The sequence below is a fragment of the Pseudomonas sp. S04 genome (assembly GCF_009834545.1).
Lineage (GTDB): Bacteria > Pseudomonadota > Gammaproteobacteria > Pseudomonadales > Pseudomonadaceae > Aquipseudomonas.
Genome location: NZ_CP019427.1, coordinates 5,820,011 through 5,836,201, shown reverse-complemented (window position 1 = coordinate 5,836,201; position 16,191 = coordinate 5,820,011). Strand labels below are relative to the sequence as shown.

The 16,191-nt window shown below is 61.5% G+C and carries 15 protein-coding genes; 10 read left to right on the top strand and 5 right to left on the bottom strand.

Annotated features, from left to right (window positions below; all coding sequences use genetic code 11):
* The first annotated feature begins 7 nt into the window (after positions 1–7).
* The 6 genes from PspS04_RS26210 (at position 8) to PspS04_RS26185 (ending at position 7,027) form a co-directional block, all read left to right on the top strand.
* Positions 8–1,372, top strand: coding sequence for an aspartate aminotransferase family protein (locus PspS04_RS26210; RefSeq protein ID WP_159998479.1), 1,365 nt, complete (start codon positions 8–10; stop codon positions 1,370–1,372).
* 168 nt (positions 1,373–1,540) lie between these two features.
* Positions 1,541–2,653 (top strand): polyamine ABC transporter substrate-binding protein, encoded by a 1,113-nt coding sequence (locus PspS04_RS26205; protein ID WP_095164692.1) that lies wholly within the window; start codon positions 1,541–1,543, stop codon positions 2,651–2,653.
* 258 nt (positions 2,654–2,911) lie between these two features.
* The gene (locus PspS04_RS26200; RefSeq protein ID WP_159998476.1) at positions 2,912–4,006 is read left to right on the top strand and encodes a polyamine ABC transporter substrate-binding protein; all 1,095 of its coding nucleotides are present in this window, start codon (positions 2,912–2,914) and stop codon (positions 4,004–4,006) included.
* Positions 4,007–4,080: 74 nt separating this feature from the next.
* A complete protein-coding gene (locus PspS04_RS26195; RefSeq protein ID WP_095164689.1) occupies positions 4,081–5,223 on the top strand; it encodes an ABC transporter ATP-binding protein in 1,143 nt (380 codons plus the stop codon).
* A gap of 35 nt (positions 5,224–5,258) precedes the next feature.
* A complete protein-coding gene (locus PspS04_RS26190; protein WP_174244642.1) occupies positions 5,259–6,140 on the top strand; it encodes an ABC transporter permease subunit in 882 nt (293 codons plus the stop codon).
* On the top strand, positions 6,137–7,027 hold the full coding sequence (locus tag PspS04_RS26185) for an ABC transporter permease subunit (protein WP_095164687.1): 891 nt from the start codon (positions 6,137–6,139) through the stop codon (positions 7,025–7,027). Before PspS04_RS26190 ends, PspS04_RS26185 begins: the two co-directional genes overlap by 4 nt.
* A 240-nt stretch (positions 7,028–7,267) precedes the next feature.
* On the opposite strand, the gene PspS04_RS26180 is transcribed toward PspS04_RS26185, so the two are convergent.
* Positions 7,268–7,909: an HD domain-containing protein gene (locus PspS04_RS26180; protein WP_159998474.1), complete on the bottom strand. Its 642-nt coding sequence runs from the start codon at positions 7,907–7,909 to the stop codon at positions 7,268–7,270.
* Between the two features lie 239 nt (positions 7,910–8,148).
* On the opposite strand from PspS04_RS26180, the gene PspS04_RS26175 reads away from it, so the two are divergent.
* The gene (locus PspS04_RS26175; RefSeq protein ID WP_159998472.1) at positions 8,149–9,114 is read left to right on the top strand and encodes a GlxA family transcriptional regulator; all 966 of its coding nucleotides are present in this window, start codon (positions 8,149–8,151) and stop codon (positions 9,112–9,114) included.
* A gap of 33 nt (positions 9,115–9,147) precedes the next feature.
* Here the strand turns inward: PspS04_RS26175 and PspS04_RS26170 are convergent, their stop codons facing one another.
* Together PspS04_RS26170 and PspS04_RS26165 are read right to left on the bottom strand one after the other, a co-directional pair.
* Positions 9,148–11,547 (bottom strand): penicillin acylase family protein, encoded by a 2,400-nt coding sequence (locus tag PspS04_RS26170; RefSeq protein ID WP_159998470.1) that lies wholly within the window; start codon positions 11,545–11,547, stop codon positions 9,148–9,150.
* A 103-nt stretch (positions 11,548–11,650) separates the two neighbouring features.
* A complete protein-coding gene (locus PspS04_RS26165) occupies positions 11,651–12,229 on the bottom strand; it encodes a DUF6436 domain-containing protein (protein WP_159998468.1) in 579 nt (192 codons plus the stop codon).
* A gap of 96 nt (positions 12,230–12,325) precedes the next feature.
* On the opposite strand from PspS04_RS26165, the gene PspS04_RS26160 reads away from it, so the two are divergent.
* Positions 12,326–13,273, top strand: coding sequence for an alpha/beta hydrolase (locus PspS04_RS26160; RefSeq protein WP_159998466.1), 948 nt, complete (start codon positions 12,326–12,328; stop codon positions 13,271–13,273).
* Positions 13,274–13,294: 21 nt separating this feature from the next.
* On the opposite strand, the gene PspS04_RS26155 is transcribed toward PspS04_RS26160, so the two are convergent.
* A complete protein-coding gene (locus PspS04_RS26155; protein WP_095164665.1) occupies positions 13,295–14,047 on the bottom strand; it encodes a DUF2059 domain-containing protein in 753 nt (250 codons plus the stop codon).
* 132 nt (positions 14,048–14,179) lie between these two features.
* Here PspS04_RS26155 and PspS04_RS26150 point away from each other — a divergent pair, with 132 nt between their 5' ends.
* Together PspS04_RS26150 and PspS04_RS26145 are read left to right on the top strand one after the other, a co-directional pair.
* Entirely contained in the window at positions 14,180–14,812 is a 633-nt protein-coding gene (locus PspS04_RS26150) for a 2OG-Fe(II) oxygenase (protein WP_162530217.1), read from the top strand.
* Between the two features lie 2 nt (positions 14,813–14,814).
* Positions 14,815–15,300, top strand: coding sequence for a DUF523 domain-containing protein (locus tag PspS04_RS26145; RefSeq protein ID WP_095165192.1), 486 nt, complete (start codon positions 14,815–14,817; stop codon positions 15,298–15,300).
* Between the two features lie 76 nt (positions 15,301–15,376).
* Here PspS04_RS26145 and PspS04_RS26140 read toward each other — a convergent pair whose 3' ends face one another.
* Positions 15,377–16,150, bottom strand: a complete 774-nt coding sequence (locus PspS04_RS26140) for a transporter substrate-binding domain-containing protein (RefSeq protein WP_095164661.1) — start codon at positions 16,148–16,150, stop codon at positions 15,377–15,379.
* Between the last annotated feature and the right edge of the window lie 41 nt (positions 16,151–16,191).

Here is a 16,191-nt window from a genome sequence, read left to right as displayed (position 1 = left end):
GCGCTTTATGACTAGCAACAACCCGCAAACCCGTGAATGGCAAAGCCTGAGCAACGACCATCACCTGGCGCCGTTCAGTGACTTCAAGCAGCTCAAGGAAAAAGGCCCGCGCATCATCACCAGCGCCAAGGGCGTTTACCTGTGGGACAGCGAAGGCAACAAGATCCTCGACGGCATGGCCGGCCTGTGGTGCGTGGCCATCGGCTACGGTCGCGACGAACTGGCGGACGCCGCCAGCAAACAGATGCGCGAGCTGCCGTACTACAACCTGTTCTTCCAGACCGCTCACCCACCGGTGCTGGAACTGGCCAAGGCGATTGCCGACATTGCCCCGCAAGGCATGAACCACGTGTTCTTCACCGGTTCCGGCTCCGAAGGCAACGACACCATGCTGCGTATGGTTCGCCACTACTGGGCGATCAAGGGCCAGCCGAACAAGAAAGTCATCATCAGCCGCAAAAACGGCTACCACGGTTCGACCGTGGCCGGCGCCAGCCTGGGCGGCATGACCTATATGCACGAACAGGGCGACTTGCCGATCCCGGGCATCGTGCACATTCCGCAACCCTACTGGTTCGGTGAAGGTGGCGACATGACCCCGGAAGAATTCGGGATCTGGGCTGCCAACCAGTTGGAAGAAAAGATTCTCGAAGTCGGTGTCGACAACGTCGGCGCCTTTATTGCCGAGCCGATCCAGGGCGCCGGCGGTGTGATCGTGCCGCCTGAAAGCTACTGGCCGCGCATCAAGGAAATCCTCGCCAAGTACGACATCCTGTTCGTCGCCGATGAGGTGATTTGTGGTTTCGGCCGCACCGGTGAGTGGTTCGGTTCCGATTTCTACGACCTCAAGCCCGACATGATGACCATCGCCAAGGGCCTGACCTCAGGCTACATCCCTATGGGTGGCCTGATCGTGCGTGACAGCGTGGTCGAGGTACTCAACGAGGGCGGTGATTTCAACCACGGCTTTACCTACTCCGGTCACCCGGTGGCAGCAGCAGTGGCCCTGGAAAACATCCGCATCATGCGCGACGAAAAAATTATCGAGCGCGTCCACGCAGAAACGGCACCGTATTTGCAAAAGCGTCTGCGTGAGCTGAACGACCACCCTTTGGTGGGCGAAGTTCGCGGAGTAGGGCTGTTGGGGGCAATCGAACTGGTTCAGGACAAGGCCACGCGCAAACGTTACGAAGGCAAGGGTGTGGGCATGATCTGCCGGCAGTTCTGCTTCGACAACGGGCTGATCATGCGCGCAGTGGGCGACACCATGATCATCGCTCCGCCGCTGGTGATCACACCGGCAGAAATCGATGAACTGGTGGCCAAGGCACGCAAGTGCCTGGACCTGACCCTGAGTGTGTTGCAGGGCTAAGTGCTAGGCTCTGAGCGGGAGTTGTATGAACTTTCGCTCAGAGCGGTCAGAAAGCTTGGCCTTTCCTTGAAAGACCGCCATGGATGTTGCCAGACTAGCCACGGTTCCAGTCGCCCGGGTTCGGCGCGGAACAGGTGGTTCAAAAAAGAAAAATTTGGAGCATTACGCATGAAGGCACTCGGTAAAAAGCTCGCAGGCAAGACACTCCTTGCCATGTCCCTGATGGGCGTGATGGCGGGCGCGGTTCAGGCAGATGACAAAGTACTGCACGTTTACAACTGGTCCGACTACATTGCGCCGGACACCGTCAAGAAGTTCGAGGCGGAGTCGGGCATCAAGGTTGTCTACGACGTCTTCGACAGTAACGAAACCCTGGAAGCCAAGTTGCTGGCAGGCAAATCCGGCTACGACATCGTCGTGCCGTCGAACAACTTCCTGGCCAAGCAAATCAAGGCCGGTGTCTACCAGAAGTTGGACAAGTCCAAGCTGCCGAACTGGAAAAACCTCAATACCGACTTGCTCAAGGCCGTTTCGGTCAGCGACCCGGGTAACGAGCACGCCTTCCCGTACATGTGGGGCTCGATCGGCATCGGCTTTAACGCCGAGAAGGTCAAGGCTGCACTGGGTGACGACGCACCGACCAACTCCTGGGACTTGATCTTCAAGCCGGAAAACGCCGCCAAGCTCAAAGCATGCGGGATCAGCGTCCTGGATTCGCCAACCGAGATGATTCCGGTGGCACTGCATTACCTGGGCTACCCAACCGACAGCCAGGATAAAAAACAACTGGCCGAAGCTGAAGCGCTGTTCCTCAAAGTGCGTCCTTCGATCGGTTACTTTCACTCCTCCAAGTACATTTCCGACCTGGCCAACGGCAACATCTGCGTGGCTATCGGTTACTCGGGCGACATCTACCAGGCCAAGACCCGCGCCAGTGAAGCCGGTGACAAGGTCAAGGTCAGCTACAACATTCCCAAAGAAGGTGCAGGCAGCTTCTACGACATGGTCGCCATCCCTAAAGATGCCGAGAACGTCGAAGGCGCCTACAAGTTCATGACCTTCCTGCAGAAGCCGGAAATCATGGCCGAGATTACCAACGCCGTACGCTTCCCGAACGGTAACGCCGCTGCAACCCCACTGGTCGATAAAGACATCACCGGCGACCCGGGTGTTTATCCACCGGCGGACGTCCTGGCCAAGCTGTACGCGATTGCCGATTTGCCGGCTGCGACCCAGCGGATCATGACCCGCAGCTGGACCAAGATCAAATCGGGTAAATAACAAGTAGAACCCTTGTAGGAGCGGGTGCCCGCTTGCGGTTTGCTCGCGATGAACCTGAGAGCGCCGCGGGGTGTCAGGAACCCATCGTTATCGTTGACGACCATCGCGAGCAGGCTCGCTCCCACAGGTGTATCTGCATAAAAGTTTTGCTGGATCGGTTTATCGAGGGTAAGTTGCGCGCCGGTTTTGTTGCCAGGCAGCCATGGCTGTCATGTAACGCTGGGCAACTTGGGCCCAACTATTTCAGAGGACCTCCACTTGCCTATTTCTTTGTTTCGTAAAACCATGCTGATTGGCGCCGGTCTGACACTCGCAGTCAGTGTGCAAGCCGCCCCCACCGTGCATATTTATAACTGGTCGGACTACATCGGCGAATCGACCCTGGCGGACTTCGAAAAAGCCACGGGCATCAAGCCGGTGTATGACGTGTTTGATTCCAACGAAACCCTGGAAGGCAAGTTGCTGGCCGGCCGCACAGGTTATGACGTGGTTGTGCCGTCCAACCACTTCCTGGGCAAGCAGATCAAGGCCGGGGCTTTCCAGAAGCTCGACAAGTCGCAACTGCCCAACTACGCCAACCTCGACCCGGTGCTGCTCAAGCGCCTGGAACAGAACGACCCGGGCAACTTGTACGCCGTGCCGTACCTGTGGGGTACCAACGGCATCGGTTACAACGTCGACAAGATCAAGGCGGTACTGGGGGTCGACAAGATCGATTCCTGGGCAGCGGTATTCGAGCCCCAAAACATCAAGAAACTGCAAAGCTGTGGCGTTGCGTTCCTCGACTCCGCCGATGAAATGATGCCCACGGTCCTCAACTACATGGGCCTGGATGCCAATAGCACCAACCCTGCCGATTACAAGAAGGCCGAAGCCAAGTTGCTCGCGGTGCGGCCTTACGTGACGTACTTCCACTCCTCCAAATACATCGCGGACCTGGCCAACGGCGACATCTGCGTGGCCATCGGGTTCTCTGGCGACATGTTCCAGGCCAGGGCCCGGGCTGCAGAGGCCGGCAAAGGCGTGAACATCGCCTACTCGATCCCGAAAGAGGGCGGTGCCCTGTGGTTCGACATGCTGGCGATTCCCAAGGATTCGTCCAACGTCAAAGAAGCCCATGCCTTCATCAACTACTTGCTCAAGCCTGAGGTGATTGCCCAGGTCAGCGATTACGTGGGCTATGCCAACCCGAACCCGGGGTCGGACAAATTGATGGAACAGTCGATCCGCGAAGACGAGTCGGTGTATCCGCCCCAGGCGGTCCTCGACAAGACCTACGTGTCGATCGAGCTGCCACCGAACATTCAACGTTTGATGACCCGCAGCTGGACCAAGGTCAAGTCGGGTAAATAGTGACAAAGGCTCAAACTATCCAAGGGTTCGCCCGTATTGGGCGAACCGCACTCTTTTTGTTGGGAGTTTCGTAAATGGCAGTTGCCTCCGGCGCCTACAAGAAAGCCCTCGAGGGCGACCAGACACCTAAACAGGTGCTGGTCAAAATCGACCGGGTCACGAAGAAGTTCGACGAGACGATTGCCGTGGACGATGTGTCCCTGGAAATCAAGAAAGGCGAAATCTTCGCCTTGCTCGGCGGTTCGGGTTCGGGCAAATCGACCTTGCTGCGCATGCTCGCCGGTTTCGAGCGTCCGACCGAGGGGCGGATTTTCCTCGACGGCGTGGACATCACCGATATGCCGCCGTACGAGCGGCCGATCAACATGATGTTCCAGTCCTACGCGCTGTTCCCGCACATGACCGTGGCACAGAACATCGCCTTCGGCCTCAAGCAGGACAAGATCCCGGCCGCCGAAGTCGACGCCCGGGTGGCCGAGATGCTCAAGCTGGTGCAGATGAGCCAGTACGCCAAGCGCAAGCCGCACCAGCTCTCCGGTGGCCAGCGCCAGCGTGTCGCCTTGGCCCGCTCCCTGGCCAAGCGGCCGAAACTGCTGCTGCTCGACGAACCGATGGGCGCCCTCGACAAAAAACTGCGTTCGCAGATGCAACTGGAGTTGGTGGAGATCATCGAGCGCGTCGGCGTGACCTGCGTCATGGTGACCCACGATCAGGAAGAGGCCATGACCATGGCCGAGCGCATCGCGATCATGCACCTGGGCTGGATTGCCCAGATCGGCAGCCCGATCGACATCTACGAAACCCCGACCAGCCGCCTGGTCTGCGAATTCATCGGCAACGTCAACATCTTCGAAGGTGAAGTGGTGGACGACGCCGAGGGCCATGCACTGATTACCTGCAAGGACCTGGACCGCAACATCTACGTCGGCCACGGCATCAGCACCTCGGTGCAAGACAAGTCGGTGACCTACGCGATTCGTCCGGAAAAACTGCTGGTCACTGCCGATATGCCAACCTGCGAGCACAACTGGTCGAGCGGCAAGGTCCACGACATCGCCTACCTGGGCGGGCACTCGGTGTTCTACGTCGAATTGCCGAGCGGCAAGCTGGTGCAATCGTTCGTGGCCAACGCCGAGCGCCGGGGCCAGCGTCCGACCTGGGGTGACCAGGTCTACGTCTGGTGGGAAGACGACAGCGGCGTGGTACTGCGCTCATGAACATGCGAAAACTCAAGCGTCGACTCAGTCGAATAATTCCCGGTGGCCGCCAGTTGGTCATCGGCGTTCCTTTCCTGTGGCTGTTCCTGTTCTTCATGTTGCCGTTCTTCATCGTGTTGAAGATCAGCTTCGCCGAAGCAGACGTGGCCATTCCGCCGTACACCGAGATCTACAGCTTCGTTGAGCAGAAGCTGCAGGTGCTGCTCAACCTGGGCAACTACGCGATGCTCAGCGAGGATGAGCTGTACATTGCCGCTTACCTCGGTTCGTTGAAGATGGCGCTGATCAGCACCATTTTGTGCCTGTTGATCGGCTACCCGATGGCCTACGCCATCGCCAGTGCGCGCAAGGAAATGCAGACCGTCCTGGTACTGCTGATCATGATGCCGACCTGGACCGCGATCCTGATCCGCGTGTATGCGTGGATGGGCATCCTCAGCAACAACGGCCTGCTCAACGGCTTCCTGATGAGCATGGGCTTTATCGATGAGCCGCTGCAGATCCTCAACACCAACCTGGCGGTCTATATCGGCGTGGTCTATTCCTACCTGCCGTTCATGATCCTGCCGCTCTATGCCAACCTGGTAAAACACGACACCAGCCTGTTGGAAGCCGCGTCCGACCTGGGTTCGAGCACCTTCAACAGCTTCTGGAAAATCACCATCCCGCTGTCGAAGAACGGCATCATCGCCGGCTGCATGCTGGTGTTCATCCCGGTGGTGGGTGAGTTCGTGATCCCGGAACTGCTGGGCGGTCCGGAAACCCTGATGATCGGTAAAGTGCTCTGGCAAGAGTTCTTCAATAACCGTGACTGGCCGGTGGCGTCCGCGCTGGCGGTGGTGATGCTGGCGATCCTGATTGTGCCGATCATCCTGTTCAACCGTAGTCAGGCCAAGGAAATGGAGGGTAAAGAATGAAGCGCTTCCGTTTCTCCAGCCTGATGCTGGTAGTGGGTCTGTTGTTCATCTACCTGCCGATGCTGATCCTGGTGATCTACTCGTTCAACGCCTCGAAACTGGTGACGGTGTGGGGCGGCTGGTCGATCAAGTGGTACGTCGGCCTGCTGGATAACAGCCAACTGATGGGCTCAGTGGTGCGCTCGCTGGAAATCGCCTGCTACACCGCGATTGCCGCGGTGGCGCTGGGGACCCTGGCGGCGTTCGTGCTGACCCGGATCACCCACTTCAAGGGCCGTACGCTGTTCGGCGGCCTGGTCACCGCGCCGTTGGTGATGCCGGAAGTGATCACCGGTCTGTCGCTGTTGCTGCTGTTCGTGGCCATGGCGCAGATGATTGGCTGGCCCCAGGAGCGGGGCATCGTCACCATCTGGATCGCCCACACCACGTTCTGTGCCGCCTATGTGGCGGTGGTGGTGTCGGCACGCCTGCGTGAGCTGGACCTGTCGATCGAAGAGGCAGCCATGGACCTGGGCGCGCGGCCATGGAAGGTGTTCTTCCTGATCACCATCCCGATGATTGCGCCTTCGCTGGCAGCGGGCGGCATGATGTCGTTTGCCCTGTCGCTGGACGACCTGGTATTGGCCAGCTTCGTCTCGGGCCCGGGTTCCACCACCCTGCCGATGGAAGTGTTCTCGGCGGTGCGCCTGGGGGTCAAACCGGAGATCAACGCCGTGGCCAGCCTGATCCTGTTGGCGGTGTCGATCGTCACGTTCCTGGTCTGGTTCTTCAGCCGCCGCGCCGAAGAAAACCGCAAGCGGGCGATCCAGCAGGCCATCGAAGAAAGTGCTGCCGACTCCTGGAAACAGCCGGACGCACGTCGGGCCCAGGCGCCGGAAGCGGCTTGAGTCGGGAGGGTTGACCACAATCCTGTGGTCAACCCTCTACCCCGCATACACCCATCAACCCTGTGGGAGCGAGCCTGCTCGCGAAGGACGTCAGGACACCGCGCTAAGCCTGGCTTGGCGCGTCATCGTTGACGACCATCGCGGGCAAGCCCGCTCCCACAGTGGTTTTTGGTGCTCACATTTCCTGCACACCCTCAGTAGTTTTTGCTGCTCACGGATCCCGCATACACCCACCGTTGTTTACGAGACCCAAGGGGATTGGCGGATGACCTGGACGAAGTTCATCGGCTGGAACCCCGGCTCCTGATCCACCAGCACATCCGTCTTGACGTTGCCGAAGGTCGTCTGAGGACGATGGCGCAAGCCGTCGGCAAAGGCGCAGATGATGCACTCCTTGAACCCTTCACCCCGTGGGTGGGCATGCACCACCGCGCTGCGCTGCGTGCTGGTAAAGACCGCGTAGTCCAGGCCCAGCACGTCCATCTCGACTCCGGCGGTCACCAGTGCGACGGTCGGGCGCAGGTGTTTGGGTACGCCGGGGGTGGTGTGCAGGGCGATCGACAGCCAGACCTGCTCGATGTCGTCATCGCTCAAGCCATAGGGTTTGAGAAAGGCCGCTGCGGCGTTGGCGCCGTCGACTTCAAAGCGCTCATCGTCACTGCGATACCCAGCCACCAGGCCGAGGTCATGGAACATCGCGCCGACGTACAGCAACTGCGGATCGTAGGCCAACTGCTGGCGTTCGCCGCTCAAGGCACCGAACAGGAATACCCGGCGTGAGTGGTGGTACAGCAGGTCGGACTCGATGTCGCGGATGTACTCGGTGGTGGCTTTGGCCAATGCGCTGTCAGGAATCTTGATGCCGGCAATGGTGGTGCTCATGGGAGTTTCCTCATGGTGAGCGCCATGGCGGCGCTGAGGTCACCAGTCTGTTCGCCCCCCTGAAACCGGACAATCGATCCATGGCTGCAATCCCGGCCAATGAGCATGCATATCGCGCCAGCCTCGCTTGTTGGGCCTGGATTGGCTAAGTTTGAATCCAGGTTCTACGCATGCCTGTAGCTGCTACAGATCGTGTGATGGCCGATTTTCATTTCAATACCTGGAAGGCGAATTTTGCCATGAGTAAAACCGTTGCCATCGTGGTGTTCTCCGGCGTCCAGGCGCTGGACGTGACCGGCCCCATGGATGTGTTTTCCGAGGCCAACCGCTTTCTCGAGCCCGAGGAGCATTACCAGTTACAGGTGATCGGCGTCGAACAGGGTCTGCTGCCATGTTCCAACGGCCTGACCCTGCAGGCTCACCAGCACTTCAGCGCGGCGCTGCAGGCCTACGATTTGCTGCTGGTGGCCGGTGGGCCGCAATTGCCCTTTGTCGATTTTGGTCCGGCGTTCGACCATTGGCTGCGCGGTGCCAGCGCCCGGGCCCGGCGCTTTGGCTCGATCTGCAACGGCGCCTTCCTGCTGGCCCGCGCGGGATTGCTCGACGGCAGGACGGTCACCACCCATTGGGGCGATGCCGCGGCGTTGGCGGCACTGTGCCCGACTACCCGCGTCGAGGCCGACCGGCTGTATGTCGAGGACGGCGAGCTGTTCACTTCGGCCGGGGTCACGGCCGGGATCGACCTGTCGCTGTACCTGCTGGCCAGGGACCACGGTCCGCAGGTGGCCTTGAGCGTGGCCAAACGCCTGGTGGTGTTTACCCAGCGCGCGGGCGGGCAGTCGCAGTTCAGCCCGTTCCTCACGCCCTATGCCGAGGAAATCTCGCCGGTGGCGCGGGTCCAGCATTACGTGATGGCGAACCTTACGGGCGACCTGGCCATTGTCGACCTGGCAGTGGCGGCGAACATGAGTGCGCGCAATTTCTCCCGGGTGTTCACCCGAGAAGCCGGGGTGACCCCGGCCGAGTTCGTGGAGCAGGCGCGGGTGGACGCCGCCCGGGTGATGCTGGAAAGCTCGCGGGCCGCACTCAAGACCGTCGCTTACCAGTGTGGATTTCGCGATGCCCAGCACATGCGCAGCGTGTTCAATCGACGCCTGGGCGTGACGCCGCTGCAGTTCCGGCTGAACTTTTCGTCGGTGCTTTGAGAGGCTGCGCCTGCCCGCCGTGCGCCTGCAGCGTCAACGCGCCGGCAATAGCTTCAAGGTGCTGCGAGTATTGGCAGTCACTTCTTCCTCGCTGAAATGCGCCTGGTGGTAGACACCCTCGATGTACGCCTCGGCCTGGTCTTGATAGTGCGCATCGAACGGCACGCCGCTCTGGCCGATCGGGTTGATGGTCAGGCCGTGGGCCGGGTCGGCGAAATCGATGATGCGTCGGGTCGACGGGCCATAGGTCACGGTCCAAGGCGCCGGGCCGATTTTCGCCGAGAGGTTGTTCGGCACCTCGTGACTGCCCGGGGCTTCGAACGGGCCGACGTTAAAAATCCGCTCCAGGGGTTTCTGCGTGCCCAGCGGATGGCCGTGGGTGAGGGTGTGGGCCTTGCCCCATTGCCACTGCGTGGCGTCTGCGCCGAGGGTGGTTTTCAGGTGGGCGATACTGGCGTGCCACGCGGCCTTGACCACGTCGGCACGGGTTTCCTGACCCAGGGTGTCGCGGTTGTCCCACCAAGGGGAATCGGGGTTGGCCGCAAGCCTGGGCAGGGCGGCATCGATCACCCGGGTCGTGAGCAGAGTGTCGAAAAAACTATCGCCCAGTTCATCGTGCAGCGCCCCGTCGGCCAGGTTGAACAGGAACTGATTGAACAGCGTGGCGCTAGTCGACTCCAGCGGGTAATCACCTTGCCAGGCGTTCAGTTGATCCAGCCACTGGCGTTCCTGCGGGTCGCTGACCACCTCGCGCAATACCGGCAGCAACGGCGCCAGCAGGCGTTGACCGTAGGCGGTCGTGGTGCCCAGTTGCAGCTCCTGGGTGTTGTCCAGGTCCCACTTGAGGTTCTTGTCGCTCAGTTGCAGGTTGAGCTGTTGACCGCGATCGGCCAGGTTGTAGTAGCCGGGAATCTCCATGCCGGTCGGTGACAATGGCTGGAAGTTGGCGGAGACGATGTAGCCACGGGCCGGGTTCTCTTCCTGCGGGTTGGCACTGAACGGGTAGAAGCCGTCCTTGTCTGCCTGGTTGCTGCTGCCGTCGAGAATGAAGCCTGGCTTGACCCCTGCCGGACGCTTGGGCAGTTGCGCGGCTGCCCACCAGCCGATATCCCCCTTGGCATTGGCCCAGACGATGTTCAACCCAGGAGCCTGGACCTTGGCGGACGCGGCTCGGGCCTTGGCCAGGGTGTCGGCGCGGTTGAGTTGGTAAAAACCTTCGAGGATCGGGTTCTGGGTATCGAGGAACGCCCACCACATCGCGATTGGGGTCTTGCCGGCGCTGGCGCCCAGGACATCGTTGATGATCGGGCCGTGGGGCGATTGCCGCAGGGTCAGGGTTACGGGGGCCTGGCCCTTGACGGCAATCTGTTGCTCGCTGTTGATCAGGTCGACCCACTTGCCGCGGTACCAGACCTGGTTGGCGTTGTCCGGATTGACCTTCTCGGCGATCAGGTCGAGGTCGTCGTTCTGGAACATCGTCAGGCTCCAGCCGAAGTCCAGGTTGTGGCCAAGGAAGGCAAACGGCACCAGCGCCTGGTGGTGCCCATAGAGTTCGAAACCAGGGGCCGACAGCTGCGCTTCGTACCACACCGAAGGCGTCGCGAAGCGAATGTGCGGGTCGCCGGCCAACAGCGGTTTGCCGCTCTTGGTGCGACTGCCGGCAACTACCCAGGCATTGCTGCCCTCGAATTGCGGCAGGCCGTGCTCGGCCAGTGCCTGCTGGCTGAGGCGGGCAATGGCGTTGAGGTCTTGCCAGTCAGCGCTGCTGAGGGCCGGCGCGCTGCTGTGTTGCTGGGCCAGCACGCCTTTGGGCTGCCAGTCGAGGTCGAAGATATTCAGGTAGTCGTTGCCCAACTGATCGCGCACGTAGGTCAGCAGGGGCTCGGTGCGAAAGGCCGCGGCAAAGCTGTAGGCCATGTAGCCGGCGACGCTGATACTGTCCTGGGCGGTGAACGGCCGCTTGGCGATGCCCAGCACATCGAACTCCACGGGCGCGGCGTGCGTGTCCTGATACTGGTTGATCCCGTCCAGATAGGCCTGCAGGGCCTTCCACGCCGCAGATTCCTTATCCAGCGCGGCCACATAAGTCTCGGCACGCTCGCGAATGCGCAGGCTGCGGAACAGTTTGTCGGTATCCAGCAGCTTGGGCCCGAGCACCTCGGCCAACTCACCCCGGGACAGGCGCCGCATGATTTCCATCTGGAACAGCCGGTCCTGGGCCTGGACATAACCCAGGGCGCGATACAGGTCGATCTCGTTGCCGGCACGCAAGTGCGGGATGCCACGTTCGTCGTAGCGCACGGTCACGGAGCCCTCCAGGTGCTGCAACTGCACCTGACCCTGACGCGATGGTTGTTTGCTGTACACATACCAGCCGGCTGCGGCGGCCAGCAGCACGAGTACCAGGGCCAGTGAGCTCAGGGCGCGTTTCATGGTGACTCCTTGTTCTTGTCAGGGTACCGCCTGTCGGGGCGGTCAACATGTAGCACAGAGCTGGCGCGCCGGGCAGCCACTACTTTGAAAAGTCCGGAATGCCCTAGGGTGCGTCACTGGCCCAAGGACAGTAACAACCCACCGCCAAAGTGTTGATGGCATTCACTGGACGATCGTCGCTCAGGGCCTGCAGGATCGGCTCGATAAAGCTGTTGCTGGAGTTGCAGGTCAGGCCTTCGCTGTAGGGGCCGAAGTACGCCAGTTTGCCGCCGCGGTCCCAGATCGCTACGGCGGGGCTGGCGGGGACTTGCTCGGAGCCTGGGAGGAGTTCGAGGGGTTTGAGGTTGCTCAAGGTGCTGGGCAGTTGGCCCTGGCTGCCGGGCTTTTGCACCGCATAGAACTGCACGCCTTGTGGCCCGTAGTGCTCGAGCAGTTCGGCGAGGTGCTGTTGATTACCGACGTTGCAGGGGCAGGCCGGGTCCCAGAAGTGCACCACGCGAATCGCCCCGGGGCCGGCCAGGTGCTCGGGAAGGCGCAAGGGGTCACCGGAAAACACCGCCGTGTGCGAACTGAAGGCCCGCAGGTAGCGTCCCTGGAACCAGTCATAGGCCGCCCACAGGACGCCGGCGCATAGCAGGGCGAGCAGGGTGGCAAGCAGTGTCGTGCGGGCGTGCGGGCGCATGGGAAAGCTTCCTCGAAGGTCGCGTAGCTTGCCATGCTTGCCGCGACAGAAGAATATCGCAGGCCCATAAAGTCCGTTTCGCGCTGGAATCCCGATATGCCTGCCACCTTCAATGCCGATCATTTGCGCGCCAGCCTGCAAGCCCTGGCCTGCGCGCAGCCGTTGTCGGAGGAGGGCCGGGCCTATCAGCTGTTCTACGGCCTGGACTTTGCGGGCCGTACCCTGCGTACCAGGCTGGGGCGGTTCGAGGTCGATGGTTATGAGCTGGTCAGTCAGTTCTGGTGGCCCGAGCAGGCCAAGGCGACGCTGTTTCTGTTTCACGGTTTCTACGACCACACCGGGCTCTATCGGCATGTGATCGAGTGGGCGCTGGACCAGGGGTTTGCGGTGATTGCCTGCGACCTGCCGGGGCATGGCCTGTCCAGCGGCGAGCGCGCGAGCATCCGCGATTTTGCCGAGTACCAGGACACCCTGCAGGGGCTGTTCGTCGAGGCGCAATCCATCGATTTGCCGCAGCCGTGGCACCTGTGTGGGCAGAGTACCGGCGGGGCGATCGTGATCGATCATGTGCTCAACCAGGGACAAGACAGCCCGGCGCAGGGCCAGGTGGTGCTGCTGTCGCCGCTGGTGCGGCCGCGTGCCTGGGGTTGGTCGCACCTGAGTTACTACCTGCTCAAGCCCTTCGTCAAAGGCATCGCCCGGCGCTTCAGTGAAAACTCCAACGACCCGGCGTTCCTGCCGTTCCTGCAAGCCGACCCGCTGCAACCGCTGCGTCTGCCGACCGCCTGGGTCGGCGCGCTAGCCCGCTGGATCAAGCGTATCGAAGCGGCCCCACGCAGCCACCGGCGGCCGCTGATCATTCAAGGCCAGGCGGACATGACGGTGGATTGGCAGCACAACCTTGAAGTGTTGGCGGGCAAGTTCGATCGGCCCCAGGTGTTGAAGCTGCCCGAGGCTCGGCATCATCTGGCCAATGAAACCCTGGCGTTGCGCCAGGAGTACTTCGGGTTTCTGACCAAGCGGATCAAGGGGCGTAATCCGTAACGCCCCTGCCGGCATCGACCTTTACTGATTCAGGTTCGAGGTGCTTTGGCCTACGGCCAGGCCTGCGCGGATCGCGGCCAGTGCTGCCTGGTAATACGCCTGGCCTTCGGCCGATTCGGCAAAGCTGGCGAACTCTTCCAGTTCCGCGTCCGATAGGTCGCGATAGACATACAGCAGGGTGTTGTTCAGGTCGCTGCCGATCTGTTCCATCAGGCGCTGGCGCTGGCCGTTCAACATGCTCTGGGCCTGACCGCCGCCGAGCAGGCCGGGAATCATCTGGCTCAGGCTGTCCGCCGCCACGCCGGCGATCGCCAGGCTGACCTCGGCACCGGCTTCACGGGCCGGCAGTGCACGGGCCAGATGACCAATGATCAACTGACGGGTGTCGCTGGCTTCGATTTTCGGCAGGCCCTTGGCGTTCTTCGCCAGTTGGTCGCGCCGGGTCGCCAGCAGTTCGGCGGCAATGATCTTGCGACCCAGCGGCGATTGGAAAAACCCCAGCGCGGGCTTGGGGTCGGCGAGGTTCTTGCGCAATTGCGCTTCGGCCCGACGATCCATGGCCTGCGGCGCAAAACGCTGATTGCTGTTATTGACCAGCGCCTGGAACACCGCCGGCGGCAAGCTGCTTTGGTAGCGTTGCTGGGCGGCGCTGAGGGCATCGCTAAAATGCGCGCGCTGGTCGGGCCAACCGGCGACCTTGTACAACTGGTCGTGGCCGTCTGCCCAGGAGGGGAAAGTGCAGAGCATCAACAGTGAAAAAAGCAAACGGCGCATAAGGACTCCTGTCGGCAGGCGACTATTCTCCGGGGCCAGACACAGGTTGTCGAGAATTCGTATCATGTTCATCAGCTTATCCGACGATCCTCCGCTATGTGGTGCTGTCGGATTTGCTGGCGCAGGAATACTATGCGCGCCATGCAAATACCCTCCGATCACCCGCTGCTGTTACGTATCGTGGACGACCTCGCTGTGCGCGGCTGGTCGCAGCAGCCCATTTTCCTGCCTCAGGTTCTGACCGGAGCACTGGCGGCTGAGTGCCGTAAACGTGCGGCCGAAGGTGAACTGGCGCCGGCGGCCGTCGGGCGCGGGCCGTTTTCGGAGATTCGCGAGGGTATCCGTGGCGATCACATCCAGTGGCTGGAACCGGGCCAGGTCGAGGCGTGCGACCTTTACCTGGGCTTGATGGACAGCCTGCGCGAAGCCATGAATCGCGGCCTGTACCTGGGCCTTGAGGATTTCGAAAGCCATTTCGCGCTGTACCCACCTGGGGCGTTCTACCTCAAGCATGTCGACCGCTTTCGCGACGATGACCGGCGCATGGTTTCGGCGGTGATCTACCTCAACGACGCTTGGCTGCCGGAGCATGGCGGTCAGTTGCGCATGTACCTGGAGGAGGGCATGGAGCACGATGTGGTACCCATCGGTGGTTGCCTGGTGGTATTCCTGTCGGGTGAAGTGCCCCACGAAGTCCTGCCCGCGACCCGCGATCGCCTGTCATTGACCGGCTGGTTTCGTCGTCGCGGTAACGAGTTGTTCTGATGATGCAGAAAATCCTGGTCAGCCGCTGCCTGCTCGGCCACCGCGTACGTTACGACGGTGGGGCCAGCGGCCCGTTCGATCAATTGCAGCAGTGGATCGCCGAAGGGCGGGTGGTCGCGTTGTGCCCGGAAGTCGCCGGTGGCTTGCCCACGCCACGGGCGGCGGCGGAGATTCCCGGCGGTCAGGGTGCGCAGGTGCTGGACGGTCACGCTCGGGTGATCACCACTGAAGGCGAGGATGTCAGCGCCGAGTTCCTGTCAGGTGCACAGCAGGCCCTGGCGCTGGTGCAGCAGCACGCCATCCGGATCGCCGTGCTCAAGGCCAACAGCCCGTCCTGCGGCAATCTGCTGACGTATGACGGGACCTTCAGCGGGGTCAAGGTCAGCGGTGAAGGCGTCACCGCAGCCCTGCTGGCCCGGCATGGGGTGCAGGTGTTCAGCGAACTGCAACTGGCTGAAGCTGCGGCTGCGCTGGCTGGCCTTGCCTGACGGGCTGTGCAGATTTGCTGTGGGAGCGCGCCGGGCGGCGTTCCGTCTGCTTGCTCCCACAAGGACCCATCGACAATTAAGGTTTTGGCGGCTGGGTCGCGTCCATGCCGAACCATTTTTCCGACAGCGCCATCAGGCGCCCATCTTTCTTGATCCGTTGCAGGGCCTGGTCGAGGCTGGCCTGGAAGGCCGGGTTGCCCTTCTGGAAGGGTATCGCCAGGCTCAGGGTCGGGCCGACCTTGGCGCCTTCCTTGACCGGCAGCCGGCTGTCGCGGATGGCATAGGGGATCAGCAGGCGATCGCTGATGGCGGCGTCGAGCTGTTTGTCGGCCACGTCCTTGAGGGGCTGCTGCGCGTCGGGGTAGCTGTGCAGGTCGATGCCTTCGACGCTGCGGGCCTGGTCGACGAACTGGCTGCCTTGCGCCACGCCCAGGGCCTTGCCGTTGAGGGCCAGGAGGGAGCCAAGTGGACGTTGTTCTTCCTGGCGCACGATCAGTTGTGCACTGGAATAGCTGTAAGGTTCGCTGAAATCGAAACGATCCTTGAGTTCCGGGGTCAGTGCTATGTGATTGATGGCGATGTCGTACTTGCCGCTCTCGACGCCTGGCAACAGGTCCGTGGAATCGGTCACCACGAAGTCGGCGCGTACATCCAGTTCCCTGGCCAGCAGTTGGCCGAGCTCGACTTCGAAGCCGGTAAGCCGGCCGTCATCCTTGAAGTTGAACGGCGGGGTGTCGGCTTCCAGCGCAATGCGCAGTTCGCCACGGTCGTTTACATCGTCAATCAGTTCAGCATGAGCCAATGGGCTCACAAGGGGCAGCAACAGTATCAGGCCAGGCAAAAAGCGCATGGTCACTCCTTGAATTCGTTATGTGCGGCGCGCTGCTGCGG

Coding starts and splice junctions, on each gene's coding strand:
- PspS04_RS26175 (WP_159998472.1), top strand. CDS start 8,149: ATGAGTAAAACCGTTGCCATCGTGGTGTTCTCCGGCGTCCAGGCGCTG.
- PspS04_RS26160 (WP_159998466.1), top strand. CDS start 12,326: ATGCCTGCCACCTTCAATGCCGATCATTTGCGCGCCAGCCTGCAAGCC.
- PspS04_RS26170 (WP_159998470.1), bottom strand. CDS start 11,547: ATGAAACGCGCCCTGAGCTCACTGGCCCTGGTACTCGTGCTGCTGGCC.
- PspS04_RS26205 (WP_095164692.1), top strand. CDS start 1,541: ATGAAGGCACTCGGTAAAAAGCTCGCAGGCAAGACACTCCTTGCCATG.
- PspS04_RS26185 (WP_095164687.1), top strand. CDS start 6,137: ATGAAGCGCTTCCGTTTCTCCAGCCTGATGCTGGTAGTGGGTCTGTTG.
- PspS04_RS26165 (WP_159998468.1), bottom strand. CDS start 12,229: ATGCGCCCGCACGCCCGCACGACACTGCTTGCCACCCTGCTCGCCCTG.
- PspS04_RS26145 (WP_095165192.1), top strand. CDS start 14,815: ATGCAGAAAATCCTGGTCAGCCGCTGCCTGCTCGGCCACCGCGTACGT.
- PspS04_RS26195 (WP_095164689.1), top strand. CDS start 4,081: ATGGCAGTTGCCTCCGGCGCCTACAAGAAAGCCCTCGAGGGCGACCAG.
- PspS04_RS26155 (WP_095164665.1), bottom strand. CDS start 14,047: ATGCGCCGTTTGCTTTTTTCACTGTTGATGCTCTGCACTTTCCCCTCC.
- PspS04_RS26180 (WP_159998474.1), bottom strand. CDS start 7,909: ATGAGCACCACCATTGCCGGCATCAAGATTCCTGACAGCGCATTGGCC.
- PspS04_RS26150 (WP_162530217.1), top strand. CDS start 14,180: ATGCGCGCCATGCAAATACCCTCCGATCACCCGCTGCTGTTACGTATC.
- PspS04_RS26210 (WP_159998479.1), top strand. CDS start 8: ATGACTAGCAACAACCCGCAAACCCGTGAATGGCAAAGCCTGAGCAAC.
- PspS04_RS26140 (WP_095164661.1), bottom strand. CDS start 16,150: ATGCGCTTTTTGCCTGGCCTGATACTGTTGCTGCCCCTTGTGAGCCCA.